Source organism: Neorhizobium turbinariae (assembly GCF_023223505.1).
Taxonomy (GTDB): Bacteria; Pseudomonadota; Alphaproteobacteria; order Rhizobiales; family Rhizobiaceae; genus Neorhizobium; species Neorhizobium turbinariae.
Genome location: NZ_JALPRY010000008.1, coordinates 240,522 through 267,026, shown reverse-complemented (window position 1 = coordinate 267,026; position 26,505 = coordinate 240,522). Strand labels below are relative to the sequence as shown.

Sequence of the window (26,505 nt, the reverse complement as noted above, 5' to 3'; positions counted from 1 at the left end):
CGCCGAGATCGATCGGCAGGGCTTTTTATGTTTTTACCCTCGCTGCGGGAGGCTGTGATCAGGCCTTCGTCCACTCGACCTGCAGTTCCTCACGGAAAGCAAAGCGGACAAGGTGGCGCACCACGACATCCTCCAGTTGTGGCAGGTTCTCGGTGTCTTCGGCCTCCACTCGGACAGCCAGCGCCGCATCTTCGGCCAGCAAGTAACAATCGCCGCTCATCAGGCTGATCTGGCCCCTGTGTTCGTCGAACGTCACGGGGCGCTTATGCGCGAAATGCTTGCACAACTGCTGCAGGTATTTGCTCGCATGTTCAGTCGGGATGCTGGCGTGGCTTTTCGCGCGGGTCTGCTGTTCGGTCATGATATCTTCTTCTGTCGTTGAGGTGACGTTTGGAGCGCGGCAGGCGACCCTCTCGGTTACGTGTAATAGACGGCAATCCGGTTTCCGCCGATGTCCTGGACATCGAACGGGCAGCCATAGGTCTGCTCCAGCGTATCGGGACGGATGATCTCGTGTGGTGTGCCCTGCAGGAAAAGCTTGCCGTCGCGCATGACGATGATGTGGTTCGAGTAGCAGGAGGCGAAGTTGACGTCGTGTAGAACCACGACCACCGTCTTGCCGAAATCCCGCGCGGCGTTGCCGAGAAGCTTCATCATGCCGACAGCATGGCGAATGTCGAGGTTGTTCAACGGTTCGTCGAACAGCATGTAGTCGGTGTCCTGGCAGAGCACCATGGCAACGAAGGCGCGCTGCCTTTGTCCGCCGGAAAGTTCGTCCAAGAACCGGTCACCCAGTTCTTCCAGTCCGAGATAACCAAGCGCGCGAACGATATGAGCCTGATCTTCCGCGGTCGTCCGCCCCTTGCTGTACGGGTAGCGCCCGAATGCGACGAGATCCCGCACGGTAAGCCGTGCCGTCATGTGGTTGTCCTGGCGCAGGATCGACAGCCGGCGTGCCAGCGTTTCACCTGAGGTGTGGGCAACATCCAGTCCGTCAACCAGCACCGTGCCTTGGTCGCTCGGAATCAGTCGGGCGATCATCGACAGCAGCGTCGATTTGCCGGCGCCGTTGGGCCCGATGATGGACGTGATGCCGCCCTTCGGCAGCTTCGCGGTGACATGGTCCACCACGGTTGTATTGCCATAGGCTTTGGTGACGTCAGCGATTTCGATCATCGGGCATTGCCCCTGAGAAGATAGAAGATGAAGAAAAGCCCGCCCGCAAACTCGATAACGATCGACAGCGCGGTGTCGAAAGCGAAGACGCGCTCAAGGATCGTCTGGCCGCCTACGAGACAGATAATTGCAATCAGGATCGCCGCCGGAAGGACGAAGCGATGTTTGCCAGTCGGCATCAGGATATAAGCGAGGTTGGCGACGAGCAGGCCAAAGAAGGTTACCGGGCCGACCAGTGCTGCAGAGGCCGAAACGAGCACGGTCACGATCGCAAGCACCGTCATCGTCACCCGCCGATGATCGACACCAAGCGAGATCGCCGTTTCCCGCCCCAAGGACATCACGTCGAAGGTGTGGAAGATCCGCAGTCCCAATGCACTAGCGCCGGCAACGAACAGCGTGGAGATCAGCAGAAGGTTCGAGTCGACCCCATTGAAGCTTGCAAACAACCGGTCCTGGAGAACCACGAAGTCGTTCGGATCGATTAGACGCTGGAGAAAGCCAGACAGGCTGCGGAACAGGGTGCCGAACACCACCCCGATAAGCAGCAGCAGGTGCAGGTCCTTCACTGCGCCGGAAAACATGAAGCGGTAGAGCACCAGGGAGAAGGCCAGCATAGCGCCGACTTCGATGGCAAACATCAATCGCGCATCGAGAGCGGACGTCGCAGCCGCGCCCAGCACGAATACGAAAAGCGTCTGCAGTAGCATGTAGAGCCAGTCGAAGCCCATGATCGCCGGTGTCAGGATGCGGTTGTTGGTGATCGTCTGGAACAGCACCGTCGAGACGGCAATGGAGTAGGCAACGAGGATCAGTGCAAAAAGCTTGGTGCCGCGGAATGACAGGACGAAGCCCCAGTTGCCGCGGGCGCCAATCGTCATGAAGGCGACAACTGCGGCAGCCGCAACGACCGCGATGATCGTGAGGACCACGATCGGCGAACGCTTCTTCTCATGCTGCACGGTATCGCCTCCGCAACAGCATATGCAGGAAGAAGATGCTGCCGATGATGCCGAGCACCGAGCCGACCGGGATCTCGTAAGGTGCGTTGACGATGCGTCCGACCGTGTCACACAGGAGCACGAGTGCTGCACCGCTGAGCGCGATCCACGGCAGCGTGTGGCGCAGCCGGTCGCCCATCGCCATGCTGACGAGATTGGGGATGATCAGGCCGATGAAGGGCAGAATGCCGGCGGTCACCACCACCGATGCAGTCACCATGGATACGATGACGAGGCCGAGCGTGACGACCTTGCGGTAGTTCAGCCCGAGATTGGTCGAAAAATCTTCCCCCATGCCGGCCACAGTGAAGCGATCAGCGGCAATATAAGCGGCCATGGTCAGCGCGAGCGCAATCCACAGCACCTCATAACGGCCCCGCAGGACCGCCGAGAAGTCGCCGCTCGTCCAGGCACCCATGGCCTGCATCAGGTCGTAACGGTATGCGAAGAAGGTGGTGCAGGCGTTGATGACGCCTCCGAGCATCAGGCCGACGAGCGGCACCAAAACGGGGGAGCGCAACGGTACCCGCCGCAGAATGCCGAGGAAGACAGCCGTTCCCGCCAGCGCGAAGGCAGCCGCGACCAGCATCTTCACCATCACCGGCAGGTCCGGCGCCACAAGAAGCACAAACAGCATGCCGAGGCTTGCCGATTCCACCGTACCAGCCGTCGAAGGTTCAACGAAGCGGTTGCGGGAAAGCATCTGCATGATCGTTCCGGCCACAGCCATTCCGGCGCCGGCCAGGATCAGGGCCAATGTCCGGGGCACGCGGCTTCCGGCGAGCACCATCAGCATCTTCTCGTCACCCTCGCCAGAAAGGAGGCGAAGGAGTGACACCTCGCTGACGCCCACAAACAAGCTTGCGACTGCGACGGCAGCGGTGGCCAGCAGGGCAAGGAGGAAGAGCTTCAAGACGTCACCATGAAAATGCAGAAGCGGCAGCAACCGATGAACCGGTTGCTGCCGATCATTTCTGTTCGGACCTGATTACTTGGCGTCGAAGGCCTTGGTCAACTGATCCACGGTGTTCTGCATGGCGGTGAGGCCACCACCAACCAAGTACCATGCGGTCGAGTCGAGATAGACAACCTGCTTCTTTTTCCAGGCAGTGGTCTGGGCGACGATCTCGTTGTCGAGGAATTTGGCAGCCGCCTGTCCGTCGCGGCCGATTGCTGCGTCGCGGTCGATGACGAACAGCCAGTCAGGGTTACGCTCGAGAATGTATTCGAACGAAATCGGCTGGCCGTGCTGGCCGACCTTGATGTTCTCATCCGCCTGCTGGACGCCGTAGTCCGTGAAGAGCAGACCGAAACGCGAACCCGCACCATAGGTGCTCATCTTGCCACCGGTGGTGAGGATGAGCAGACCCTTGCCGGCAGACGCTGCCTTGTCTTTTAGTGTAGAGACAGATGCGTCGAGCTTTTGAAGGGCAGCTTCAGCTTCGGCTTTCTTGCTAAAGACTTCCGCCAACGTCTCGACGTTCTGCTTGGCGCTTTCGACGAACTTCGTCTGGTCGATTGTCATGTCGATGGTCGGCGCGATTTTTGCCAGGTCCTCGAACTTCGCGGACGACCGGCCGCCGACGATGATGAGGTCCGGCTGTGCGGCGTTAACCGCTTCATAATCCGGCTCGAAGAGGGACCCGATATTCAGGACATCCGTGCCCGCATATTTCGAAAGATACTCGGGCTTCGCCCCAGAAGGAACGCCTGCGACTTCGACGCCGAGGGTATGGAGCGTATCAAGGCTCGCCATGTCGAACACAAGCACCTTTGCAGGCGTCGACGGCAGGGTAGTTTCACCCTTGCTGTGCTTGACGACGATCTCGGCAGCCGCCGATGGCATTGCCTGCGCAGCAAAGACCGCACCGGCAAGGGCGAGAGCAAGGTGGAAGGTCCGGGGTATTGCGAACATTATCATCTCCGCGCTCGGCCAAACGTGCTTGGCCAAGATAAGTTGAGTGGTTGAAGCCAGTTATCGACCGGCCAAGGGGAGCGTCAAATCATCTTTTCTTTAGCCATTCCAATTTGCGATTATCGCAAAATGGTGCCGGGTTCAAAAAGAAAGTTGAGAAGATGAGGAAGCTTATGTTACGCGCGACGGAACCCGGCAGGCAAGGTCGTTCCTGATCGTTCTGCTTGTGCCGACAAACATCTGACGACACGAAATGACGAACGACGGCAAGCTCCCACCGATCGGCAAGATCAAGCTTCTTCTCGCGCTCGATGCCCTGTTGCGGGAAGGAAGCGTGACGGGTGCTGCCGCCAGCCTGGAACTGCAGGTGTCCGCCGTCAGCCGCATGTTGGGAGAGTTGAGAAACCTCTACAACGATCCGATCTTCATTCGGACCGGCCGCGGCTTGCGGCCAACGCCGTTTGCTGAATCCTTGAGGTTGCGGGTTCGCGCGCTGGCGGAAGAAACGGAAGCGCTTCTGAAGGGAGAGGGCTGGACTCAAGCACCGGACGTACATGTCGCCCAGCCAGTGGTCGAACAGCCGGCGGATGGCTGGCAGAAGCGCTCAAGGGTCGCAGCCCCGCCGCTCGCGGTCTCCCGCGGCGACGTTCTCGAAGCTGCACCGACGCCGTCGGTGATCGCAAGGCGGATTGCTGCAATCGGCGACAACGAAGAACCGCAACGCAGACTGGCTAAATATATCGCGCTCACCTCCCCGGGCCCGGGACGAAGCCGCACGCTCGCGCGGGAGGAAGCGCGCGATGCTCTGACCATCATCCTGCGGGGGGAGGCAGATGCGGTGCAGCTTGGTGCACTGTTGATGACCCTGCAATATCGTGGACCGACGGCGCTGGAGCTTGCGGGATTCGTGGAGGCGATACGCGAGGCAATCGCTCCAACGGTTGCGATCAATCATCAGCCGGATCTGGACTGGCCGGTCTATGTATCGCCGCGTTGGAAGAGGCCGCCATGGTTCATCCATTCGGCACGGCTTGTCACGGCGGCGGGCTACCGCGTCGTCATGCACGGCCATTTCGGCAACGGTCGCGATAGCGGCAAGCTCGAGCAGGCTGCCGAGTACGCCGGCATCCCGGTCTGCGTAACGGCACCGGAAGTCTCTGCGGCGCTTGGCGCGTGCAACATCGCCTATGTGCCGCTGGCCGCCTTTGCGCCGCGCACGCAGAGCATCCTCAACCTCCACCCGCTGCTTGAAAGCCGCACGCCGCTTCACAACGTCGTGCCGCTCATCAATCCATTCGCTGCGTCTGCGACATTGACCGGAGCCCCAGGGGGTGCTTCGTTGGCGATCTATGGAGACGTCGTGAAGCTGTTGGGAATGGAGAACGTGACGATCTTGGGTGCCGTGCGCAGTTTCGCCCAGATCAATCCGAGCCGCGTGACAAACCTGATGCGCGTCATCAATGGTAAGGAGTCGAGTGAGCGGGTGCCGGCATGCTCGGGTATCACCGGTACCGGACTGCCAAGCAGCGGTTTCAGTCAAAGGGAATATTGGGAGGCCGTGTGGTCAGGCGCGGCTCGTGACGATCTGGCCGAGGCCTCGATCATCTATACAGCAGCGACGGCGCTCTTTGCGATCTCACGTAACTCGCGCAGCAGTTTCGAAGCCTGCCTGACTGAGGCAACGGATCAGTGGCTCAAGCGTAGGCGCCATACCTAGCCCGCGAGCGCCAGTATGCGTTCGGCAACCAGATCTCCGTCGTGTTGGCCTCTGTTCCAGGCATCTTCGAACTCATCTTCGATGAGGTCGTAGCCGGTGCCGGCATCTTGGGTTTCGGCGTGTGCCGTCAGGTAAGGAAAAGCGCCGAGCGAACGTCCAAACGGCAGCAGCACCCGGTTGGCCAGGACCTGTACAAGCGGTGCGGATTGGGTGGTGCTCACGTTCCGCCACGTGCAAAGGAACCGGTCCAGAACGTCGTTCAGCGTCATGCCCAGCGTTTCGCGACATTGCAGGATGTTGCCGACAAACAGCAACGGGCACCGTGCGCGTTCGACGGCCTCAGCGACGCCTCCGACAAGCAGATGCGGGAGAATGCTGGTATAAAAACTCCCCGGGCCGAACACCACCACATCCGCGGCCTCGACGGCTTCGATGACGGCGTTGTTTGCAGCAGGTTTCTTGCCGCTCTCACTGGTGAGCTCGATGCCCTCGATCCCGATTGCCGCATCGGCTTCCGACAGTTTTGTCAGTACGTCCTGCGGCGCGCGGCGCGCGCCGTTCCTGAGGCGGCCGGACAGGATCAGATCGCTGTCCAGCGAGGACGGCCAGACATTCCCGTCAATGCCGCAGAGCTTGCGGAACACAAAGATGGCGGTGTTTACGTCGCCGTTGTGAGCGATGCATGCGCCGGTCAGGATGAAGTTGCCGATGCTGCCGTTCCGGAAGTCGAAGTCAGGACCCGCCGCGGTCGCGAAGGTCCGCAAATAGTTCAGGATCGCGCCCCGGAGGCCCGGCTCCATGCGTTCCAGGAGAAGGTGTCGGCCCTCCGCATATAGCTGGAATTCCGTCCGAGCATCTCCAGGCTCGCCCAGAGCAGAGATGCGTGTGTTGAAGATCCTGACCACATCGCCCGAGCGACGTTCGCCGTGAGCCATGGTCATCAGCGCCTGCCGGATGTCGCCTACCGACAGGATTCCGAGCTTCTCGCGGATCAGCTTTGAGCTGCCGCCACTGTCCCAGGCAGGAACGACCCGCGTCAGGTGCACCTGTTTGCGCGCGAGCGCAATATTGATGGCGCGGCACGCTGTACCGCCGGAAAACAATACGATGCGCTGCATGAGCGCTCACAATCTCGGACTCTCATAACTGCGTCAGGCGCAAAGGCCAAGGCCGGCATCTTGCAACTGGGGCACAAAGAGCGTAGGCAAATATACAGTCAAACTGTATAAATCGCCAAAATAGGATTGGTCATGTCTGCAGAGAACAAGGAAGTAGTTCGTCGCTTCAACATCGAGGTGATCCAAAATGGCGACCGAAGCACGTTCGAAGCCTTGATGGCACCCGATTTCATCAACCACGCCGCGCCGCAAGGAATGCCGAACGGGCCGGACAGCATGTGGAGCACGTTCGAAAAGGTTCTTCGTCCCGCGCTGTCGAACCTCACCGTCACGATCCACGACCAGATCGCCGAAGGCGACAAGGTGACGACCCGCAAGACGATCAGTGGCGTCCATACCGGTACACTGCTGGGCGTTCCTGCGACAGGGCGAGAGGTCGCGATCAGCGTGATCGATATCGTCCGCGTCGAACACGGCAGATATGCAGAGCACTGGGGCTTGAACACACTGTCAAACGTGCTCTCTTCGCTCTCGAATCTTGAACCTGTGCGTTAGCACAGCCGCTCGATCAAACGAACCGCGGCTTCGAGCGTGCGCTTCTCCTCGTCTGACAGACGCTCCTCGATCAGGCGGGCGATCTGTGATGCGCGGGCCTGCCGGGCGCGGAATAGCTCGACCCGCCCGCCATCGGTAATGGCAAGAAGCTGACTGCGTCCATCCGCCGGGTTGGGCGTCTTTCTGATCAGCCCGTCAGCTTCCAGTTGGCCGGCGACGAGCCGCATGCTCTGATGTCGGACGCCGCGGCGGTCGGCCAGTTCAGCGACACTAAGTGGCCCCTCACGATCGAGAAGCGACAGTGTTTCTGATTGCGCCGTTGTTGGCGTCTTGGCTTCCGCCTTGATACGTCGAACAAACCGCCCCACGACCACGCGAAGGTTTTCCGCAAGCGCCAAGGCGTCTGCGTGCTTTGCGGAACGAGCGTCCTTGCCTGCCATGACCTTCTGCACCCTCGAGCGACTATCTTTGACTTCCATAGACCGAGAGGCGTGAGAAGAGAAAGAGCCACAGTTTCAAGGCCGGTCTGCAACGAAGACCGAAACGGTCAGTTACATCCCCGGAACTTTGAAATCGAACTGCCGCAGGAGATCTGAATGCCAGCATATGCCAACCGTCTTGAAAATCACGTTGCCCTCGTCACCGGCTCAAGCTCGGGTATCGGTTTGGCCATTGCTGAAGCGATGGCTGGCGAAGGTGCAAGCGTCGTCGTCAACTACCGTTCGGACGAGCAGGCTGCCAACGCGTTGGTCGAGCGGATCAAAGGCAATGGCGGGCGATCTGTGGCCGTGAAAGCGGACGTTTCCGAGGAAGAAGACGTCATCCGTCTCTTTGACGAAACCATCGCCGCCTTTGGCCGCGTCGATGTCGTCGTGTCGAATGCCGGGATCCAGAAGGATGCCGCAATTGCCGAGATGACCCTCCAGGACTGGAACACTGTCATCGGCGTCAACCTGACCGGGCAGTTTCTATGTGCGCGGGAGGCTGTTCGCCGCTTTCGAGCGCAGGGGAGGGAAGGCGCACCGGCACGAAGCAAGGGTACCATCATTGCCATGAGTTCGGTCCACGAGTTGATCCCCTGGGCGGGGCACATCAACTATGCATCGTCCAAGGGCGGCGTTCGCATGTTCGTGCAGTCTCTCGCCCAGGAAGTCGCGGCGGAAGGCATTCGGGTGAATGCGATCGCGCCGGGTGCCATCAAGACCCCGATCAACAAGGAGGCCTGGGAGACAGAGGACGCGCTGGAGGCGCTGCTAAAGCTGATCCCCTACGGCCGCATCGGCGAGCCTCAAGATGTTGCGCGGGCTGCGGTGTGGCTGGCGTCGGACGAAGCCGACTACGTCACCGGTACGACGCTGTTCGTTGATGGCGGGATGTCGCTCTACCCGGAATTTCGCGACAATGGCTGATCGAGTCATCTTTCGCTTGATCGAGGTGCATTTTCTCTAAGCAGGAGCGGCAGGATATTGTAGGGAGGGCCAACGAAACAGCGACAGGAGTTTTACCACATGAGCGAAACGACGGTAGCAGAGGCGATAGATCGGATCTACGCATCGCTTCAGGCCGATAATGCCGATCTTGACCAGCACATTGCAGTCCTGAAGGCTGCCTTGGCACGCGAGGGTCTGAAGGAAGCGGTCTTCGACCCGGCCAAGCTGGTGCAGAACAACCGGCAGGGCAGGAAGCTGATGCAGGCCTACTTTCGCCAGCGCGGCGTGACCGTCAAGTTCGAGTCGTAGACTCCGAGGCTCCGCGGCAACATAAGAAAGCGGTCGGCAGGGTGCCGACGAAGGAATACAGATGTCGATCACTGTACAGAAAACCATTCCCGCGGCGCGCATGCGCCAGTTCAACGAGATGGTGGATCGCTGGCTGCAGGAAGGCCCGATCAAGCTCGCCACCAACGCCACGCTGACGGCGATGGACAACGCCGAGATCCCGAAGGCTGAACAGGCCGCGATCATCGAGGACCGGGATATCATCATGAAGCACAACATGCGCCTTGGCCTGATCAGCGAAGTCTTTGCACCCGCGATCGAAAAGGCGGTGCGGTCGGCGCGCTCGGGAACGGAAGCGCAGGATGAGGTCGCTCGGTTGATCGTCACGGCGATCGGCCTTCGTCAGGACGACGACAGCGAGGTGATCACCTTCAATTTTCTCACCCAGAGTGAGGCAGACGCGTTCGACGCGCTAGTCTGAGGACGGGGCCACCTTCACGGCATTAGAACCTTGGGCATCGGTCGATGCCCAAGGTCGAGATATCCGAAGAGGAATGAGGGCTGATCAGGCCTCGGTCTTGGCAGCCTTGATCAGTTCCTTGACGTCGCCGAGGCCGCCCATCTTGGCCTTCCAGGTCAGCAGTGGTGCGTAGAAGCGCAGGTAAGCGAGCATCAGCACGATCGACAGGTAGAAGCACATCACGCCCATGTAGGTCGGGCTGAACAGGCGGTCGTAACGGCCGTTCAGGACGATGGCGTTATACCAAACGACAGCCGAGATCGGCATGGCGATAACCAGCCCGAGCGGCACGAAGCGGTTGAAGATCAGCATCAGGCCGCAAACGATTTCCAGAGTCTTGACGATGTCGAACAGGCCGACTTCGATCATGGTGACGAGCATCTGCGAGGACAGCGGCGTGTTGCCGACCGGCTGCGGAAAGATCGTCGGCAGGCCAGCCTGCGTCAGCCAGTAGGACGTGCCCGAGGTAAGCATCCAGCCACCAAGGTAAAGGCGTCCGAGCGTCAGCAGGATCTTCACGATCGTTGCGAGGTTCCAGGAGTAGGTGATTTCCTTCGACATGTCTGATTACTCCTGCGAAACGTAACGCTGAATGCTGTCGATGCGGCCGCCGCGCGGGCCAATGCGATAGACGTCGACAACCGTCTTCTCGATGCCTGCATCCGTCAGTTTGTGGATCGCGACGACGGTACGGCCGTCGCCAACGAGCGGCTGGAGCAGTTCCGACTTCACCTGGGCGCCATCAACGAATTCCGGGAAGAGCGCCTTGTCGAATTTCGCGTCCGAGGCGATGTATTCGCCGGCAGCCCATCCGCCCTTGGCGTTGGCATAGACCTCGTCACGGAAGTCCGTGAGCATGGTCTTTGGCATCTTGTCCAGGGCCGGGCCCCACTGCCAGCCGGGAGCGACGTGAAGCTGGTAATAGATGTTTACGAGGAAGAGGGCGGCGATGACGAGCGACGCTATGTACAGCGTCCGCTCCGATATACGTTGGGACCCAGACAAGTCCTACTCCTTGATTTGTTTCCGCGCCACACCAATTGTGGCTATTTAATGATATGTGTGACGCGGGTCGCTTACGCGCCTTGCCTGAAACAGACAACGCTCATATTCGTCATTGCACCCATGAAAAATCGGGGGGGCTCGCGCCGGGCGGCGTCGGCAGCTCCTTCGGATCTGCGCGGTTCTGGCTGCCCCGGTTTGGCTAAGGCATTCGTTTCATTGGAGTCGTCGGTGACGCCCGTAACGAACTGACCAGTGACTCTCGCAGAGAGCGATTTGGCCCCGAACCGCAAGCTACTAATTTTCGCCATGCAACTATAGGGTTTTCTAGTTCGGATTTTAGTAAATTCGAAAACTTAGGGTCGCGCCAGCAGCAATACCAAAATGCTCTGCTTCGTTTCTCGTACGCTGGATGGATGAGCCCAATGTCACGACCCAAAGTTAAAACCGCACTCGCCGGGATCCTGGTCCTGTTAGGCGTGGCATTCGCTGTGTTTGCGACCTTCGCGATCAACCGCATGGGAATGCTCAATAACCAGTTTATCGAGGTTATCGAGACGACGATGCCGAAGATCGCGTCGGTCAAGGATGTCGAGATCCAGGTGATGACCATCCGCAACGGCTATCGGAGCCATCTGCTTTGGTCGGATGCCGAGGGCAAGGCCGCGGCCGAACGGTCCATCGACAAGGCGCGCAAGGCGCTTGCGGAACGTTCGCGGAAGTTCAAGCTGCTCAACCCGAGTGAACGCGAAAAGCAGATGCTTGCTGAAGTTGAAGCTGCGGTCGAGAGCTACGTCGCAACCGGTGCGCGTGTGCTTGAGCTCTCGAAGCTCGGGGACGTGCAGGGTGCAAACAGGATTCTCACGAGTCAGATGGTGAAGCCGGCTGAAGCAGCAGCCGCGAGCCTCGAAGAGCTCACCAAGATGAGTGTCGCGGATGCAGTCGGATCCGAAGCAAGGGCGGAACAGGCTTATGCCTCTGCACTGACCGTAACGTTCGTGGCCCTCGCGGTGCTTGCCGCAATCGTGGCGGCTGCCATCTGGTTTGCAATCACCAATATAGCTCGCCCGATCGCCACCATCACCCATTCGATGAACAACCTTGCCAAGGGTGACGCGGAAACGCCGATTCCCTTCGCCGATCGCACGGATGAACTCGGCGAGATGGCTGCAGCCGTAGAGGTGTTCCGTAGCAACGCCCTAGAAAACCGCCGGCTGGAGCAGGAAGCCAATGCGCAGCGCTCGCAGTCGGAAGAACAGCGTCGCCGCGCCGCCGAACAGGAGCGCATTCGTGCCGAAGCCATGGCACAGGCGACGTCCGGTCTTGCCGATGGTCTCAAGCAACTGGCCGCCGGGAACCTGACCTTCCAGCTGTCGCAGTCCTTCGCCCAGGAATTCGAGACGCTCAGGACCGACTTCAACCAGGCCGTGGCTCAGCTTCGCCAGACGATTGCCTCGGTTGCCGAATCGACCGGCTCGATCGACAGCGGCTCGCGCGAAATCAGTCAGAGCGCCGAGGATCTGTCGAAGCGCACCGAGCAGCAGGCTGCCTCGCTCGAAGAGACCGCCGCAGCACTCGACCAGATCACCACCAATGTTGCGAATTCCTCCAAGCGTGCCGAAGAGGCCCGCGCAGTGGCAATCCAGGCCAACGAAAGCGCCAACCATTCCGGCTCGGTGGTTGCCAACGCCGTTGACGCCATGGGGCGCATCGAACAGTCGTCAAACCAGATCTCCAACATCATCGGCGTTATCGATGACATCGCTTTCCAGACCAACCTGCTGGCGTTGAACGCCGGTGTGGAAGCGGCACGCGCCGGCGACGCCGGCAAGGGCTTTGCAGTCGTCGCCCAGGAAGTACGCGAACTTGCACAGCGTTCCGCCACGGCCGCCAAGGAGATCAAGGATCTGATCCGCAACTCGTCTGGCGAAGTCGCCACCGGCGTCAAGCTGGTCAGCGAAACGGGTGAAGCACTGAAGACCATCGAGGGCTACATCGTCACCATCAACCAGCACATGGATGCGATCGCCACCTCGGCACGCGAACAGTCGGTCGGCCTGTCGGAAGTCAACACCGCCGTCAACCAGATGGACCAGGTGACGCAGCAGAACGCCGCCATGGTGGAGGAAGCCAATGCCGCCGGTGCAACGCTCGCCAACGAAGCAAGCCGCCTGCGCGAAATCGTCTCGCAGTTCCAGGTGGGCGCAGTTTCAGCCGCCAACCCGGTTCGACGTGCCGCTCCGGCCGTTGCCAGCCCCGCCGCCGCCCCGGTCTCTTCGCCGGCACGTGGCATGGTCAACAAGATCGCTCGCGCCTTTACCAGCAAAGGCAATGCTGCAGTCGCGGTTAGCAACGAGAGCTGGGAAGAGTTCTGAGACTAAACCTCGGGTAAGCTTGAGTAGGCGGGCATGGTCCCGCCTTCTCTTTTTCAGGCTTCGTAATACGACATGTACCGATCGCGGAACCGCTCTGGTGTTCCCGGGTCCGCATAACGCGACATTTGGGACATGTCGGTGTTGTTGAGGATCGCGCCGATCAGCTTTGAGGCGATCTGCGGTTCGGCCGACAGAACGTTCTGGACCGTCTTCTTCGGCGTCACACCCCACTGGGTGACGAAGATGAAGCCATCGATTTGCGACTCCAGCGCCTTGGCATCGATCACTGGCACCAGCGGTGCGAGGTCAACAACGATGACGTCGAACTTTTCCCGTGCGCTGTCCAGGAACCGCGACATTCCCGGCGATGAAAGCAGTTCGCTGGTATGGGCGAGCTTCCGCGCATAACCGGCGATCGGCATGATGGCGAGCTTTGAACGTCGGTCTACGCGAACAGCATGCATCCAGTCGACTTCGCCGAGAACGACTTCAACCAGCCCCGTCTGCGGCTCGGCTGAAAGCATCTTGGTCAGGCCTGGATTGCGAAGGTCTGCATCGACCACCAGGGTGCGCACACCGGCCGCCGAAAGGATGCCGGCGAAATTCGCCGCAACAGTCGATTTGCCTTCGCCCGGCAGGCAGGAGACAACACCGATCACCCGTGGGCTCTTGCCTTGCAGCAGCACATCACAGGCGAGGCGCGCATTGCGCAGCGTCTCGGCGAAGCTCGAGCGTGGGGCATCGACGGCGTAGCGCATCATTTGCCGGAAATCGACCGGTGCGCCATCCAATGGTGGCTTTGGCTCCTCGGCGGCAGGCGGTTCTGCGCCGAGCTTCTTGCCGGTGATATGCGGAAGGTAGCCAAGGAACCGCAGGCCCAGCTTGTCCTGGATCTCGTCACCGGTGCGGAAGAAGCGTTCACGCATCTCCAGGAAGCCAGCGAAGACGCCGCCCGCCATCAGCCCCAGCACGACGGATAGGGCCATGGTCAGGGTTTTTCTGGGGCTGGACGGAGCGGTGGGAACGCCTGCTTCGGAGATCACCCGCGCTTTGGCGATCGGGAAGGACTGCTGCTGCGATGCCTGTTCGAACCGGGTGAGATAAGACTGGTAGAGTGTCTTCAGCGCTGCGGCCTTCTGTTCAAGTTCGGCCAGTTGCACCAGCGAAACATTGGCTTCGGAGTTCGTGCCGGCAACCTTTTCGATACTCTCCCGCAGCGACTTCTCGCGCGAGCTCGCCACCTCGAACTCGTTTCGGAAGCTGCTGGTTAGTTGCTCCAGCTCTCGATAGATCTGCTGTGACAGCTCCCCCTTTTCGGAGGCAAGCGCGACGGCCTGCGGGTGATCCGCGCCGAACTGCTGGACGATCGCCTGCTCGCGCTCGTTGGCGGTGAGGTAGCGCTTCCTCAGGTCCTGGAGGATGGAATTATCGGTTTCGCGAGTGGACACGACGGCGTTGTTCACCGCCGCTTCGGGGCCCTTGTCGATGATCGCCTTGTATTGTTGGTAGCGTGCGGAGGCGGTCGCGGCATCGGCCTGCGCCACAATCAGCTGGCTGTTGAGATCCGACAGTTGCTGGGACGAAAGCAATTCGCCGCGTGGAGAAACGAGGCCATGCTCGCGCTTGTATTTTTCGACGGCAAGTGAGGCCTCCTGTGAGCGCTTGTTAAGATCGTTGAGCCGCTCTTGCAGCCAGACAGATGCTTTCTCGCTCGCGTCGAAGTTGGCGTTCAGCTGCTCCTCGATATAGGCATCGGCATAGGTCTTGGCGATCTTGGTGGAGAGGACCGGATCCGGGGAGCCGACGGCAAGCGCGATGACCGAGCTGCGGCCGATCCTGTTGACGGTCAGCGACTGCTGAAGCACCGCCGCAGCCTTCTCTCGTCGGCCATTTCGGACAGCGTCTTCTGATGCCGGCGTCGATGCGGGCGTCAGAGCGAAAACAACGCTCTTGACGGTGCTCTTGAGAAAATCGATCGGCGACCGCGGGGGATCCGTGACCAGCGGATTGTCCGCCAGTTGCGCCTCATCCACCACGCGCAGGGCGAGCGCCTTCGACTTCAGGATTTCAACCGCGCTCGACATGCGGTTGTCGATCTGCTGCGCACTCTTGATCTCTTCCTGCTCCTCCGCGTAGCGCGAGAGGTTGTCGTCGATGAGTATCTGCGTCGCGGCCGTGTAGGTCGGCGTTGCCGCAAACAGGTAGATCGCCGCCAGCACCATCGAGACAAGCACGCAGGCGATAATGATGCCCAGCCGACGCACGACGGCAGACCAGAGTTTGTCTAGGTCAATGAAGCCGTCGCTGTTCGGCTCGCTGTTTCGAAACATCGACCGCGATCGAAAGTTCATCTGATCCATGCGGCTACCTCAGGTTCGGCGCTGGTACGCCATTTGCTTCTGCGGCCCGGCGCAGTTCTGCAGCCGGATCGCCATGAACTTGTGGGCGGCGGCCACGACAACGGGCGCCGCGGCGGGATCAACCCGCTTCCTGCATGCGCTTTGGGGGCTTCGGCTTGTTGCGATTGACCGACCAGCGCGCAAAAACGCGTTGAACCCGCTTGGTGATCGGCATGCGCAGGTGACGTAACGCCGAAGGATTTGCGATTGCCGTTCCGATTGCCGCGCCGGGTGAGCGTGTCTTGATCGCATCAACAAGCGTCAGGAAGGCCTTGGCATCGAGGAGACTGCGCTTGCGGCGCAGTTGTGCCGCAAGCGCGCTGCCCGTCAGCGGGAAACGCGTGTTGAAGGCCTGGTCGGCCCTCAGCATGTCATCGACATGGCCGAGGGTGAGGACTCGCGAGATGGAGTCCTGCCGCAAATGGTAGACATAACCGGCGGACGGTTCGATGGCGCACAAAGCACCGCTCGCCAGAGCCGATGCCATCATGATGTAGTCCTCACCGATGCGCAGGTCTTCGCCGTAGCGGAGGCCGTGCTCGATAAGGAACGCGCGCGAAAACATCGGCTTCATGTAGCCGAAGTTGAAGGTCTCGCTGAAGATCACGTTCGAGCCGATGTAGTCCGCAAGCGAAATGGTCTTCCGCTTCGCCAGTTCGCCAGCGTCGAACATCCGGTAGGTCGGCGAGCCCTCCATGGGTACGATCTCGAGGTTGTCGACGACCACTTCGGCACCCATGTCCTCGGCACGTGCAATCATTGCCGCGGTCCGCTCCGGGAGAACCGTGTCGTCTGAATCCAGAACCGCGATCCAGCGACCAGTTGCCGAGGCAATTCCCGTGTTGCGCGCCTTGCCCGGCCCGCCATTCTCCGGTTGGCGGATAACCGTGATCCGTGGATCATCGAATGAACGGACAATCTCTAAGGTGCTATCCGTGGAGCAGTCGTCGACCACAACGACTTCCACGGAAACCGACACCTGCTCCAGCGCGCTCTGTATCGCGGGAGCGAGGGTATCCTCTGCATTGTAGGCAGCGATGACGAAGCTGACGTCCGGCTGTTGTGACGGCTCACTCATGATATTTTCACCAATCCGTATTGACGAATTTCCTGCATTCCGACGAGGCCCGAAACGACACCGGCATGGAGCACGCCGCGCAGGATGAATTGGTTGCGGCGAACCGGGGCCGCGGCAGTCAGTAGTGCGGCCAGCATGCAGTAGCTGGCCTTTGCCGCAGCGAGGCCGACCTGCAGGAGCCGACTGTTGCTCGCGTATTTGCTTGCCAGGATCCGTCCATGGGTCTGTCCGGACCGGAAGCGACGCTTGCAGAGCCAGGAAAGGCTGGCGCGGCCGTCAGGGACCGGTTCCGTGACGAGGGCCGCAGGGGCGAACTCGATCCGCCCGCCGTTCTCGGTCATCGCCGAGAAGAACTGTGTATCCTCGCCCCCGCTCTGCCCGAGACCCGGATCGAAGCGCCGGCCTGCGACGTGAAGTGAGCGCATGTCGAGGATCACGTTGCAGGTATATCCGGTCCTGATCGCGCCGGAGACCCAGACGGGCAACGTGGAATGCACGTCGCCGCGTCGCATCCATCCCGGCGCGTCATCGTCATAGATTGCACGGACCGGTCCAAGGACGGCGTCGGAGCCGGTTGTGCGTATCGTTTCGACCAGTTCCTGCAGCCATTCCGGGGACGCCACTTCGTCGTCATCGATGAAAGCGAGGTAATCGCCCTTGCAGGCGTCGAGGCAAGCGTTGCGCGCGATCGAGATGTTCGATTTCGGGCAATGCACATACTCGATCTCACCCGGCGAGGTCGCCCGCATCTCGTGGACCAGCGCCTGTGCGCTTGGCTCTGCATCATTGTCTGCCACGATGATCCGCACCTCGAGCCCCTCCGGAACCTGCAGCGCGAAAAGCGATGACAGCGTCTTGCGCAGCGCCGGGCGGCGGTAGGTGCACACGGCGATGTCGATGGACATCCGAGTTTGTGGCGAATGGGTCACTGCAAGGCCCTCCGTTTTCGAGGTGTCAGCAGTTCCGCCCAGAACCCGGCCGACCAGGCAAAGTGCATGATCATCGCCGATACGGCCGCGGCCGGCCCGTAGGGGTTCTTCTGCGAAACGGCGATCCAGAAACCATAGGCAACGCAGAGGCCGGCCCAAAGGATAAAGGGAACCGCGACAATCCAGTACAGGAACGCGAGAAGCGCCCCGGCAAAGACCGGAACTACAGCTAAGGGAAGCGCCTGACGGAGCTTGGGCAGCATCCGGTGCTTCATCATGTTCCGCGCGCGTCCCCGGCCGTAACCGAAATATTGGCGATAAAGGGACCACGCGGAGGAACGTGGATAGTAAGTCATGAATGTCTCGCTGGTCATCCAGATGCGGAAGCCCGAAGTACGCAGGCGGTGATCGAGTTCAGCATCTTCGTTGTGGCTGAAGCTCTCGTCATAACCACCGACGGCGCGGAAGGCGGCGATCCGCATCAATGCATGGTGGCCATGATCGACCCATTGGCCGCCGCCGCCGTCGCGATGTTTCGACCCGCCGTTTCCGAGTTTTGAGTTCTGGGCAACCGCGGTTGCCTTTTGGAAAAAGCCGAACCCGACGGTCTTCATCCCGACGACAACGGAGTCGGCCTGTCGATCGACTGCTTCTCGCAACAGAACCTGGCAATAGTCTGACGGATAGTCGCCGTGGGCATCGATCCGGATGAGAAATTCACAATCGTCACCGAACCGTTCGACCGCAAGATTGATTCCTGGCGCCTGCAGCCGCTTCGGATTGTCGAGGAGGTAGAGCGCGGGAACCTCCGCCCTCAGCGCCTGAACGATGCCGCGGGTGCTGTCGGTGCTGCCTCCATCGACCACAACGATCGGCATGCTCTGATCACCGCGTTCCTGGACGAGTTGGCGTAACAGCCGCTCGATGTTTGCCTCCTCGTTGAGGCAGGGAATTACGATCAGCGCTGCCGCCTGACTGGTGTTCGTATCCGTCATCATGACGTGCCTCCGGAGTGCAGGGGGGATGAGAGGGAGAGGACTTTCGTGTCAGCGTGACGCGGAAGATCTGCCAGGTGCCGCACCAGTGCACGACATTCCTCTGGCCCGGTGATCCAGGATTTCCTGTCGCTAGCCGCGATGGTGCCGACGAGATCGTTGTAGCGCTCGCGATCCATCCCGTTGAACAGGTTGACCAATTGGTCGGATGTCGCAGCTTCAAGTGTCAGGCCGACCGATCTACGCTGGAGAAAACGGCCCGTTTCGGTGGAAGCCAAAGCGATCGGCACCGCCCCGTAGAGCGAGCTTTCATAGAGCCGGTTCGGGAGCAGCCATTGCGAGTTCAGGCCCTCTTCGAAAAAGTCGATCGCCCAGGCAAAGTGGATGTCCCCGTAGATGCCGCCGAGATCCTCCGGATTGCGGTAAGGCCCATGGAACTCGACCTGCGGCGCCTGCCTGACCTGTTCGTCGAAGTCATCAAATTCGCTATAGGCGGGCCGGCCTCGCAACACGATTTCGACGCGCCCTTCCAGCCGCGCCGCGAGGTCCGTCAAGATCTGCAGGGATTTACGGCAACGAAGCGCTCCGAACCAACCAATCCGCCACGGCTGGCCAACAGCCGGAGCCGGCGGTCGACGCCATGCCGTCGCGAGGTCACCCTTGATGTCCAGTACCTTGTTCTCAACAAGCAGCGTCGGAAGATCCAACCGCGAACGCTGCTTGAAATAATTCTCGATGAATGCCGGAGAGCTTGTCAAAAGAAGGCTGGCGTTGCGGCCAAAATGTCCTTCGGCCAGTCGCAGCATGTATCCCTTGGCACCCTCGTCAAGAAGCAGCCGGTGGATGTCGAGACACTCATAGGCAACCGGAATCTCGCCACCGAACAAGCGCGAGGCACGTCCTGCAAGGGCCAGCATCTCAAGATTACGCGCGATGATGACGTCGGGCTTGCGCACATGAGCGAGCTTCTGCTTGAGCGCAAGCGAGGCTTTCAGCACGGCGGCCACCCGCTGGCCCATCTTGGCATCAGCCGTCCGTCCGAGAACCACGATCGGCACATCCGGGTCATCGGCAAGAACATTGCCCGCGCGCTGGAAGCCGGCGACGGTGACGCGGGCGCCGCCGGTCTTCAGCATCAGCACCCGTCGGCGTACCGCCGCGTCGCTCAGGTCATGCGCGAGATACAGAACCTCTGTCATTGATGCCTGCTTCCCTTGCTGCTTTGTGTCTGCGAACTGCTCAGTCAAGCTTACAAGCAACCGATTCCGGGAACTGGCAGTCGTCGCCTTGGGCAGTGAAGGCAACGCGTTCGACTTCCATCGTGCGTGGCCCCTGATAGGAGAACGCGCCCATCCAGTTCTTGAGCGTGTCGGAGCCCCAGAAGCTCAGGAAAATCTTCTGCGGGTTGGACGGGATTTTCCTGGTGTCCCTTACTTCATGGACGAGCTTGCCATTCACGAAGTAGCGCAACCGGCCTTCTTCCCAGATGAAGGCAAAGTCGTTGAAGGCCGCATCGGCCTTCTTGTCGAGGTCGACCAGCTTCTCGTTACCGCCCTTGGCCCCAACATACTGGTTCACCTGCACCTGGCGGGGGTTCTTGCCCAGTACCTCAAAGTCGATCTCGTCGTGCGGCTTCTTGTCGGTCGGACCGATATAGGTGAAGAAGGCTGAGTTGAAACCGGAGCCCTCGGCGGCCTTCATCCGCACCTCATAGGTGCCATGGCCGAATCGGGCGCGCGTCTGGATCTCGCCACAGGCGAACTTCCTGTCAGCGACCTCGGCAGCCTCGAACCCGAGCTGAAGCTTGCTGTCGTCCACGCGTACCTGTTTCTTTGACCATGCGCAGTTCTGGTGAGCACCGTTGCTCCAGCCGTCGGAAACATACCAGCGGGACGTGTCCAGCCTGTCGAATTCCTCTACAAAAGAGGCTTCGGAAGGTTTGTCCTGAGCAACGGCTTGAGAACCGGAGACGCTTGCTGCAAGCGCAATGGCGGCGAGCAGCACTGAGCCGCTCCTGGCAAAGGAGTTGTTCGACATATTTTATCTCCGATCTTGGCTGAACGCGGCGCCGCCAAGGGCGGTGGCGTCAGCGTCATCAACAGGACGGGAAGCGGCGACAACGCGTTGGCTGCGGCCTCGGCTTCCGGTCAGGATCTGGTAGGCGGTCGGCAGCGATCGGCCGATGATGGCATTCGATGCTATCAGGATTGTGAAGGTGACCAGGATCGCCAGCACGTAGAAGAATGGATACGCGGCATCTCCCGCGGCTCGATTCCACACCATCCACGCGACGACGAGTAACGGGTAGTGGCCACAGAAGACCCAGAAGCTCAGGCTTCCCGTTCCTGCCAGTTTCTGTCCGATCGTCGTCCGGATGAGCAGAGCTGACAGCAGCCAGAAGCCCAGCGCTCCGACGATCGACAGCGTGTTGCGCGCGAGTTCCAGCCAGAAAGGAAAGTCAGGACCGGTTGCGTAAAGGGTTGACGCGAGCACGACCGCGGCGAGCAAGGTCGCAATGACGCCGAGTGGCGCGTAACGATCAAGTGCCTTGGTGTTGATCCCGTGGACTGCCAGCGCAATCCCGAAAGTGAAGCTGAACAGGATCGACTTCTTGAGCACCACACCGATGGTCACATCAGGCAGGATCGCCAGGAAAAAAAGGCCGCAGCACGTCACCCACGGCGCCCGCGCGACAAGAGCGGCCAGAACCGGCGACAGCAGGATGCATACCAGCAGGTCCCGCAGGAAGTAGAGCGGCAGGTTGATCGGAAACCCGAGAAGGGCAACCGAGTAGTTGGCCATCTCAACAGCGTTGCTGTTCCAGAGGTCCGGGAAGTAACCGATGCCGACACCCACTTTCTGGATCAGGAGGATGGCCATCAGCAGCCCGAGGTTCCACAGCAGGAACGGCAAGAGGACCGTCTTGAGCTTGGACCGCACAACGGGCGCGAACTTGAAGTTCGCCAGCCCCCGCCGGAACAGCAGATAGCCAGAGATGGCGCTCAAGCAGGGAACGCCGATCCGGAACAGACTGTCCCCAAGGAACACCCTGAGCCAATCGAACAGCCCGAACCGGCCGAGGAACGGGCTCGTCTGAGGATCAAAAGGCACGTGCACAAACACGATGCCGCAGATCAGAAGGATGCGCATCAGGTTGATGCGGGAAGAAAGGATCTGATCGACCGCCAAAAGAGTCACCTCTATTTGGGCAGCGCCTCCCTCGCCACCGGTTCAGTCAAAGCAGACTGGCGCCCGCGTTCCGAAACCATCGGCTCCGGATGAGAGAAAAATGTGGCACTGCAGCAAAATCGGAAGGTCAGTCAGGTTGAGGGACCACTGAGGGGACCGGAGACGCGGCGCCAACCGCCGGTCACACAAGGCATGTTAGCCTCCTCTCAAAAACGTTACCGGTACGACATTTACGGTGATGAGCGGCAATGTAAGCGAGTAATGCTTGAATATCACGCACCAATAAGCTGCAATGTGGCCGCAATCGGGCAGCTAAACGGCAACAGTGCTTCGCGTGCGCACCAGTTGAAGCAGCTTGCGCAGCAGGACCCGTTCAGTGACGAGAAGGAGCGCGCCATAGATGAGTGCGCCGATTGCCGCACCGGCAGCCAATTCCAGATAGTCGCTGTCGAGCCGGGCGTGCAGAGGCGGCAGAGCGACGCGCACGCACACGGCCATGATCATCGCGTTGATCATCGAGCGGCTGCTGGTGAGCAGACCGCTGCCGAACGGAATGTTGTCAACGCGGAAGACGGCCCAGGAATAACCGAGCAGCGTGGTGGCGTTGACGATGCATAGCGCGATCATGGCATCGACCAAGTTGCCAAAGTGCGCGGCGAGAGCGACCGCAGCGGTGGTCACGACGGCTCGGATGACCGCTGACCAGAAGAGCGCCCGGCCGTGACCCGTCCCCTTCAGGTAGGGGATGAAGGTGCTGCACGGGGTGATGATGCCCTTCGACAAGGCAAGCAGCCCGAGCACCGGCCACGCGTGCGCCCAACCTGGTCCGAAGATTACCGCCATCGCGGGCTCGGCGACGGCCCAAAGACCGAACATGGCGGGCGCCAGCACCACTGTTGTCACCTGGGTGCTGAGCATCAAGGCGTCCGAACGGCGTTTGCGGTCATTTCCCATCAGGCTGAACGCCGGAAACAACACCCCCATGACGGCTGTCAGCACCACCTGATTGGGAATGCTGGCGAACCGGTTTGCGACAGAATATGCGCCCGCGTCTGCCAGGCCGAGCATGCGGGCAATGATGATCATCGGCGACTGGAATGTCGCGAAGTTGGCGATCTCCGACCCCATGACGCCGGAGCTGAAGGCGAGCAATGGCTTCAGCTTGCGGGGCCGCATCACGAGCCTGGGAAAATAACCTGCCGCGGAATAAAGCCCGACCAGCCGTATCAACGCCGACGAAAACAGCTGGGTCACGAGAGCCCAGACACCGAAGCCGAGATAGGCCATGCCCACGGCAATGATCGCGGCGGCCGATTCTGAAATCGTGCTCCACATCGCGTCCTTGCTGAAGTTCATTCGCTTGGCGAGAAGCGTGTAGGCGACATCTCCTGCAAGCTGGATCGGAATCAGCAAGGCCATGACCTGCAGCAGCGAAGCGCTTTCCACCGCACCCATCAAGCTTCCAAGCGGTGCAGCCCAGACGTAAAGGCAGAGCGACATCAGCACGGCCATGGCCAGATTGGCCCAGAAAACGCTGTGGACCGTCTCCTCGTCGGCATCCTGTTGCATAACGAGAGCGGCCGTCAGTCCGGCGCCGCCGATCATGGCCAGAAACTGCACCACTGTCAGTGCAACAGCCACCACGCCGAATTCGTCAGGAGACAGCAACCGGGCGAGGATAGGCACCGTGACAAACTTCAGCCCGAATGTGGCTGTCTTTGAAAGGACGCTCCATCCGACATTTGTGGTGATCGTCTTCACGCCATGAACTGGAGCCATAAATCAGATCCTGTAGCTGGGTTGTTCGGCGCGAGCCTGGAACGGCCTCTCACCAGCGAACTTTCATTCCATCAGGGACAGCAGGGGCGAAAAGATGGCGACATTCACAGTAGTGATTCCGTTCTATCAACGCGAGACCGGGATTCTGAGCCGCGCCTTGGCGTCGGTATTTGGCCAAAGCTTCCAGGATTTCGATGTTCTGGTTGTCGATGATGAATCACCCTTGCCGGCCGAGACCGAGTTGCAGGAAATGGACCCGGAGGCCCGAAAGCGGATCACTGTCATCCGCCAGGCTAATGCAGGGCCCGGCGGCGCACGCAACACCGGGCTCGACAATGTGCCGGCATCCACGCGCTTCGTTGCCTTCCTCGATTCAGACGACGTCTGGCTGCCGGACCACCTGAAGAACGCCCATGGCTGCATGACGCGCTTCGACGGCGATTGCTACTGGGCCTCCATGCAGGCGAGTGATGAATTTTACTACCATTTCGGGATGGCTGAGCTGGAAGCGCGTGAGGGCGGCCAGCGCCTGTCCGACGACCCGCTGGTTATCGAGGTGCCCGATCTCGCCAGCGTCATGTTGAAGAATTGGAGCTTCCTGCACCTGTCCTGCATGGTGCTGGGGAGGAACCTCTTCGAGACCATTCGGTTTGATGCCGCGCTGCGGTTGGCCGCCGAAGACGTCCTGTTCTTCTGCGACAGCATCCTCGCCTCGCGCCGCAACCTTTTGTGCGACGAGGCAGGCGCGGCGAGGGGAATGGGGCTCAATATCTTCCACAGCATCGACAACCAGTCGCCGCAGTTCCTGCAGCAGCAGTTCAATACATGGGAAGCGCTGGACAGGCTGCAGAAGCGTTTCGCGCGCCGACCGAAGGATGTTGCCTCCATCACCAGCTACAAGAACACGGCGCGCCAGCAGGCACTGTGGAGCCAGGCGGGCAGAGTGCGTCGGCGCAGCGCGCCAGATGTTCGCCTGCTTGCCCGCTGGGCGTGGCGCGACCCGGCAATCCTGCGCACGCTCGTCGAATTAGGGACCGGGAAGCTCACCCGTGGCCGCCAATCACAGGGAGAACAGCAATGAAGCCGTATCACTGGCCCTCACACCACGGCAATTTCGGCGATGACCTGAACCTCTGGCTGTGGGACGCTCTGCTGCCGGGACTGCGGGAGGTGCGGGAGGAGACGCTGCTGGTCGGCGTCGGCACCGTGCTGAACCCCACGCTTCTGTCGAGCGGCATCCACAAGCTCGTCATTGGCAGCGGATATGGCTACGGCAGCCCGCCCGACATCAGTGACCGGAGGGAATGGGATGTGCGCTGCGTCCGCGGTCCAAAAACAGCGGAACGGCTTGGTCTTCCACCTGAGATGGGGATCGTCGACCCCGCTGTGATGATCAGCGACATGAAAGAGTTTCGGAACCTTCCGAAGGTGCACAAGAAGACCTTCGTGCCGCACTGGGAGTCGGCAGAGTTCGGCATCTGGAAATCCGTGTGCGAGCCCGCAGGCCTCACCTACCTCGATCCGCGCGGTGAAGCAAAGGCGGTGATCCGCCACATCGCCCAGTCTGAGATGATCGTCGCGGAATCCATGCACGGCGCCATTCTTGCGGATGCGTTCCGAGTGCCATGGGTTGCCGTCACCACGTCGCCATCGATCAACGACTTCAAGTGGAACGACTGGGCCAGCAGTGTCGGCGTCCAGTACCGCCCGCGCTTCGTGCCCGTGTCGACTCGCGCCGAAGCGGTTGCGAAGAAGACACGCTTCTGGGGCATCAACTTTGAACGCGAGCAGATGGCCTCAAGCGACGCGTCCCATTCGGATGTTCTTGCACGCCCGAGACCGTCGCAAGGTGGTTTGCGTGGAGCGGCCAAGCAGATGCTCGCTGCCCCCTCGATACTATCGCTGTGGCAGGCAAGCCGGCAGGAACCTCAGTTGAGCAGGGACGATGTCCTCGCGTCCCTTAAAGTGCGTTTCCGCGACGTTCTGGATGGTGTGCGCAGGGACTATTTCTGAACCGCGGCAACGCCGTTCATCAAGTATCTGAAGCCGGTTTCCGGAGCCGCATCTGGCGGCTTCGGGCGGTAGCGCTGCGTCTTGTCGCGCAAGATCCCTGCCGCAACGGAAGGCATGGCAACCGGGTACTTGAGAGCAAACGACAGCGCCTCCGTCATGCCGCCCCGTTTCTTGCTGTCGAGGAAAGCGCGCAGATTGTAGCGCTCGCGAATGTGTTGCTCATGGCGCTTAAGCGCGGAGACAACGTCGGACGGCAGTCCGGGTGTCGCACGCACGTCGGCATCAACCTGATAGAGACGCTGCAGGTCTTCCGTCCTGTGCTGGCCGCTTAACGAATCTGCCCGCACGACCGCGCCATATCCAACGTGCTCGATCACCGTGTAGCGCGCCCCCTTCATCAGCGCGCGTAGATAAAGGTCGTAATCTTCGCCAAGCCGAAGGTTCTCGTTGTAGCCGAGCTGATGTTTTTCCAGGAAGCTTCGGCGCATGACCGGCTTCAGGAACCCTATCTCGCCGCGGCGCACGCCTGGCTGGCCGATATTTCCTTCGATGAATTCAAGGGTAGAGAGGGAACGCGCCCGCGGCTGGAAGGCCTGCGGGCTGCGCGGCGGATGTGCGTTTCTGGTGAAGGCGATATTATCAGCGATCAGATCCCAGTCCCGGTGTTGCAGCATGGCCTCAAAGCGGCCGGGAAAGAAGAAATCGTCGGCATCCAGAATCGCAATCAACGGCGCGCTCGAGTTTGCAATCGCGATGTTGCGGGCCGCGGCTGGCCCGCGGTTGATTGGCAACGAGATCACCCGGACGCGGTTCTGGTCATCGTTGGCTGCTTCCGCGACGGTGGCCGTTTCATCCGTTGAAGCATCATCCACCACAACCACCTCCGCTACGCCAGGCTGGGCAAGCGCAGAACGGATCGCTGTCGTTATCGTGGACGCGGCGTTCTTCGCAGCGATGATGACGCAGATTGCATTGGGATCATGTTCGGCCATTTATGCCCTCTCTCAGGATGTCTTGCGACATCAC

General features: G+C 60.5%; 26 protein-coding genes. 8 read left to right on the top strand and 18 right to left on the bottom strand.

Annotation, left to right across the window (positions count from 1 at the left end; translation table 11 throughout):
• Positions 1–58: 58 nt before the first annotated feature.
• The 5 genes from M0654_RS07835 to M0654_RS07815 all read right to left on the bottom strand — a co-directional run bounded on the left by M0654_RS07835 (position 59) and on the right by M0654_RS07815 (position 4,092).
• Positions 59–361 (bottom strand): DUF2218 domain-containing protein, encoded by a 303-nt coding sequence (locus tag M0654_RS07835; protein WP_248682585.1) that lies wholly within the window; start codon positions 359–361, stop codon positions 59–61.
• Between the two features lie 56 nt (positions 362–417).
• A complete protein-coding gene (locus tag M0654_RS07830; protein ID WP_248682584.1) occupies positions 418–1,176 on the bottom strand; it encodes an iron ABC transporter ATP-binding protein in 759 nt (252 codons plus the stop codon).
• A complete protein-coding gene (locus M0654_RS07825; protein ID WP_390919784.1) occupies positions 1,173–2,138 on the bottom strand; it encodes an iron chelate uptake ABC transporter family permease subunit in 966 nt (321 codons plus the stop codon). The genes M0654_RS07830 and M0654_RS07825 overlap by 4 nt, the downstream gene beginning before the upstream one ends.
• The gene (locus tag M0654_RS07820) at positions 2,128–3,090 is read right to left on the bottom strand and encodes an ABC transporter permease (protein ID WP_248682583.1); all 963 of its coding nucleotides are present in this window, start codon (positions 3,088–3,090) and stop codon (positions 2,128–2,130) included. Before M0654_RS07820 ends, M0654_RS07825 begins: the two co-directional genes overlap by 11 nt.
• A 75-nt stretch (positions 3,091–3,165) precedes the next feature.
• Positions 3,166–4,092 carry a siderophore ABC transporter substrate-binding protein gene (locus M0654_RS07815; RefSeq protein WP_248682582.1) on the bottom strand — a complete coding sequence of 309 codons (927 nt, stop codon included), beginning with the start codon at positions 4,090–4,092 and terminating at the stop codon, positions 3,166–3,168.
• Positions 4,093–4,345: 253 nt separating this feature from the next.
• Between M0654_RS07815 and M0654_RS07810 the strand changes: the two genes are divergently transcribed.
• Entirely contained in the window at positions 4,346–5,809 is a 1,464-nt protein-coding gene (locus M0654_RS07810; protein ID WP_248682581.1) for a glycosyl transferase family protein, read from the top strand.
• Here the strand turns inward: M0654_RS07810 and M0654_RS07805 are convergent.
• Positions 5,806–6,927 carry a gluconeogenesis factor YvcK family protein gene (locus tag M0654_RS07805; protein WP_248682580.1) on the bottom strand — a complete coding sequence of 374 codons (1,122 nt, stop codon included), beginning with the start codon at positions 6,925–6,927 and terminating at the stop codon, positions 5,806–5,808. The genes M0654_RS07810 and M0654_RS07805 overlap by 4 nt on opposite strands.
• 132 nt (positions 6,928–7,059) lie before the next feature.
• Between M0654_RS07805 and M0654_RS07800 the strand changes: the two genes are divergently transcribed.
• Positions 7,060–7,482: an ester cyclase gene (locus M0654_RS07800; RefSeq protein WP_248682579.1), complete on the top strand. Its 423-nt coding sequence runs from the start codon at positions 7,060–7,062 to the stop codon at positions 7,480–7,482.
• On the opposite strand, the gene M0654_RS07795 is transcribed toward M0654_RS07800, so the two are convergent.
• Positions 7,479–7,922 (bottom strand): MarR family winged helix-turn-helix transcriptional regulator, encoded by a 444-nt coding sequence (locus tag M0654_RS07795; protein WP_248682578.1) that lies wholly within the window; start codon positions 7,920–7,922, stop codon positions 7,479–7,481. The genes M0654_RS07800 and M0654_RS07795 overlap by 4 nt on opposite strands.
• A gap of 156 nt (positions 7,923–8,078) precedes the next feature.
• On the opposite strand from M0654_RS07795, the gene M0654_RS07790 reads away from it, so the two are divergent.
• The 3 genes from M0654_RS07790 (at position 8,079) to M0654_RS07780 (ending at position 9,681) form a co-directional block, all read left to right on the top strand.
• The gene (locus tag M0654_RS07790; protein WP_248682577.1) at positions 8,079–8,891 is read left to right on the top strand and encodes an SDR family oxidoreductase; all 813 of its coding nucleotides are present in this window, start codon (positions 8,079–8,081) and stop codon (positions 8,889–8,891) included.
• Positions 8,892–8,990: 99 nt separating this feature from the next.
• The gene (locus M0654_RS07785; protein WP_248682576.1) at positions 8,991–9,221 is read left to right on the top strand and encodes a hypothetical protein; all 231 of its coding nucleotides are present in this window, start codon (positions 8,991–8,993) and stop codon (positions 9,219–9,221) included.
• A 61-nt stretch (positions 9,222–9,282) separates the two neighbouring features.
• Positions 9,283–9,681, top strand: coding sequence for a hypothetical protein (locus M0654_RS07780; protein WP_248682575.1), 399 nt, complete (start codon positions 9,283–9,285; stop codon positions 9,679–9,681).
• Positions 9,682–9,765: 84 nt separating this feature from the next.
• On the opposite strand, the gene M0654_RS07775 is transcribed toward M0654_RS07780, so the two are convergent.
• Complete coding sequence (locus M0654_RS07775) at positions 9,766–10,281, bottom strand: hypothetical protein (protein WP_248682574.1); 516 nt, start codon at positions 10,279–10,281, stop codon at positions 9,766–9,768.
• Between the two features lie 6 nt (positions 10,282–10,287).
• A complete protein-coding gene (locus M0654_RS07770) occupies positions 10,288–10,725 on the bottom strand; it encodes a hypothetical protein (protein ID WP_248682573.1) in 438 nt (145 codons plus the stop codon).
• A 422-nt stretch (positions 10,726–11,147) separates the two neighbouring features.
• On the opposite strand from M0654_RS07770, the gene M0654_RS07765 reads away from it, so the two are divergent.
• Complete coding sequence (locus M0654_RS07765) at positions 11,148–13,097, top strand: methyl-accepting chemotaxis protein (RefSeq protein WP_248682572.1); 1,950 nt, start codon at positions 11,148–11,150, stop codon at positions 13,095–13,097.
• A 53-nt stretch (positions 13,098–13,150) separates the two neighbouring features.
• Here the strand turns inward: M0654_RS07765 and M0654_RS07760 are convergent, their stop codons facing one another.
• The 8 genes from M0654_RS07760 to M0654_RS07725 all read right to left on the bottom strand — a co-directional run bounded on the left by M0654_RS07760 (position 13,151) and on the right by M0654_RS07725 (position 23,466).
• Complete coding sequence (locus tag M0654_RS07760) at positions 13,151–15,457, bottom strand: polysaccharide biosynthesis tyrosine autokinase (protein ID WP_248682571.1); 2,307 nt, start codon at positions 15,455–15,457, stop codon at positions 13,151–13,153.
• Between the two features lie 118 nt (positions 15,458–15,575).
• Positions 15,576–16,574 (bottom strand): glycosyltransferase family 2 protein, encoded by a 999-nt coding sequence (locus tag M0654_RS07755; RefSeq protein ID WP_248682570.1) that lies wholly within the window; start codon positions 16,572–16,574, stop codon positions 15,576–15,578.
• Complete coding sequence (locus M0654_RS07750; protein WP_248682569.1) at positions 16,571–17,479, bottom strand: glycosyltransferase; 909 nt, start codon at positions 17,477–17,479, stop codon at positions 16,571–16,573. The genes M0654_RS07755 and M0654_RS07750 overlap by 4 nt, the downstream gene beginning before the upstream one ends.
• Before the next feature lie 20 nt (positions 17,480–17,499).
• Entirely contained in the window at positions 17,500–18,498 is a 999-nt protein-coding gene (locus M0654_RS07745) for a glycosyltransferase family 2 protein (RefSeq protein ID WP_248682665.1), read from the bottom strand.
• The gene (locus M0654_RS07740) at positions 18,498–19,697 is read right to left on the bottom strand and encodes a glycosyl transferase family 1 (protein WP_248682568.1); all 1,200 of its coding nucleotides are present in this window, start codon (positions 19,695–19,697) and stop codon (positions 18,498–18,500) included. The genes M0654_RS07745 and M0654_RS07740 overlap by 1 nt, the downstream gene beginning before the upstream one ends.
• 40 nt (positions 19,698–19,737) lie before the next feature.
• Complete coding sequence (exoK, locus tag M0654_RS07735; RefSeq protein WP_248682567.1) at positions 19,738–20,535, bottom strand: endo-1,3-1,4-beta-glycanase ExoK; 798 nt, start codon at positions 20,533–20,535, stop codon at positions 19,738–19,740.
• A gap of 3 nt (positions 20,536–20,538) precedes the next feature.
• The gene (locus tag M0654_RS07730; RefSeq protein ID WP_248682566.1) at positions 20,539–21,696 is read right to left on the bottom strand and encodes an acyltransferase family protein; all 1,158 of its coding nucleotides are present in this window, start codon (positions 21,694–21,696) and stop codon (positions 20,539–20,541) included.
• A gap of 303 nt (positions 21,697–21,999) precedes the next feature.
• A complete protein-coding gene (locus tag M0654_RS07725) occupies positions 22,000–23,466 on the bottom strand; it encodes a lipopolysaccharide biosynthesis protein (protein WP_248682565.1) in 1,467 nt (488 codons plus the stop codon).
• Positions 23,467–23,560: 94 nt separating this feature from the next.
• Between M0654_RS07725 and M0654_RS07720 the strand changes: the two genes are divergently transcribed.
• Both M0654_RS07720 and M0654_RS07715 read left to right on the top strand, forming a co-directional pair.
• The gene (locus tag M0654_RS07720) at positions 23,561–24,547 is read left to right on the top strand and encodes a glycosyltransferase family A protein (protein WP_248682564.1); all 987 of its coding nucleotides are present in this window, start codon (positions 23,561–23,563) and stop codon (positions 24,545–24,547) included.
• A complete protein-coding gene (locus M0654_RS07715) occupies positions 24,544–25,479 on the top strand; it encodes a polysaccharide pyruvyl transferase family protein (protein WP_248682563.1) in 936 nt (311 codons plus the stop codon). The genes M0654_RS07720 and M0654_RS07715 overlap by 4 nt, the downstream gene beginning before the upstream one ends.
• On the opposite strand, the gene M0654_RS07710 is transcribed toward M0654_RS07715, so the two are convergent.
• A complete protein-coding gene (locus M0654_RS07710) occupies positions 25,470–26,471 on the bottom strand; it encodes a glycosyltransferase family 2 protein (protein ID WP_248682562.1) in 1,002 nt (333 codons plus the stop codon). The two genes, M0654_RS07715 and M0654_RS07710, sit on opposite strands and share 10 nt — an antisense overlap.
• Positions 26,472–26,505: the final 34 nt, after the last annotated feature.

Bases quoted from the DNA above. Each gene is read 5' to 3' on its own strand.
- M0654_RS07835 (WP_248682585.1), bottom strand. From the start codon at position 361: ATGACCGAACAGCAGACCCGCGCGAAAAGCCACGCCAGCATCCCGACT.
- M0654_RS07830 (WP_248682584.1), bottom strand. From the start codon at position 1,176: ATGATCGAAATCGCTGACGTCACCAAAGCCTATGGCAATACAACCGTG.
- M0654_RS07815 (WP_248682582.1), bottom strand. From the start codon at position 4,092: ATGTTCGCAATACCCCGGACCTTCCACCTTGCTCTCGCCCTTGCCGGT.
- M0654_RS07810 (WP_248682581.1), top strand. From the start codon at position 4,346: ATGACGAACGACGGCAAGCTCCCACCGATCGGCAAGATCAAGCTTCTT.
- M0654_RS07805 (WP_248682580.1), bottom strand. From the start codon at position 6,927: ATGCAGCGCATCGTATTGTTTTCCGGCGGTACAGCGTGCCGCGCCATC.
- M0654_RS07800 (WP_248682579.1), top strand. From the start codon at position 7,060: ATGTCTGCAGAGAACAAGGAAGTAGTTCGTCGCTTCAACATCGAGGTG.
- M0654_RS07795 (WP_248682578.1), bottom strand. From the start codon at position 7,922: ATGGCAGGCAAGGACGCTCGTTCCGCAAAGCACGCAGACGCCTTGGCG.
- M0654_RS07790 (WP_248682577.1), top strand. From the start codon at position 8,079: ATGCCAGCATATGCCAACCGTCTTGAAAATCACGTTGCCCTCGTCACC.
- M0654_RS07785 (WP_248682576.1), top strand. From the start codon at position 8,991: ATGAGCGAAACGACGGTAGCAGAGGCGATAGATCGGATCTACGCATCG.
- M0654_RS07780 (WP_248682575.1), top strand. From the start codon at position 9,283: ATGTCGATCACTGTACAGAAAACCATTCCCGCGGCGCGCATGCGCCAG.
- M0654_RS07775 (WP_248682574.1), bottom strand. From the start codon at position 10,281: ATGTCGAAGGAAATCACCTACTCCTGGAACCTCGCAACGATCGTGAAG.
- M0654_RS07765 (WP_248682572.1), top strand. From the start codon at position 11,148: ATGTCACGACCCAAAGTTAAAACCGCACTCGCCGGGATCCTGGTCCTG.
- M0654_RS07760 (WP_248682571.1), bottom strand. From the start codon at position 15,457: ATGGATCAGATGAACTTTCGATCGCGGTCGATGTTTCGAAACAGCGAG.
- M0654_RS07755 (WP_248682570.1), bottom strand. From the start codon at position 16,574: ATGAGTGAGCCGTCACAACAGCCGGACGTCAGCTTCGTCATCGCTGCC.
- M0654_RS07750 (WP_248682569.1), bottom strand. From the start codon at position 17,479: ATGTCCATCGACATCGCCGTGTGCACCTACCGCCGCCCGGCGCTGCGC.
- M0654_RS07745 (WP_248682665.1), bottom strand. From the start codon at position 18,498: ATGACGGATACGAACACCAGTCAGGCGGCAGCGCTGATCGTAATTCCC.
- M0654_RS07740 (WP_248682568.1), bottom strand. From the start codon at position 19,697: ATGACAGAGGTTCTGTATCTCGCGCATGACCTGAGCGACGCGGCGGTA.
- exoK (WP_248682567.1), bottom strand. From the start codon at position 20,535: ATGTCGAACAACTCCTTTGCCAGGAGCGGCTCAGTGCTGCTCGCCGCC.
- M0654_RS07725 (WP_248682565.1), bottom strand. From the start codon at position 23,466: ATGGCTCCAGTTCATGGCGTGAAGACGATCACCACAAATGTCGGATGG.
- M0654_RS07720 (WP_248682564.1), top strand. From the start codon at position 23,561: ATGGCGACATTCACAGTAGTGATTCCGTTCTATCAACGCGAGACCGGG.
- M0654_RS07715 (WP_248682563.1), top strand. From the start codon at position 24,544: ATGAAGCCGTATCACTGGCCCTCACACCACGGCAATTTCGGCGATGAC.
- M0654_RS07710 (WP_248682562.1), bottom strand. From the start codon at position 26,471: ATGGCCGAACATGATCCCAATGCAATCTGCGTCATCATCGCTGCGAAG.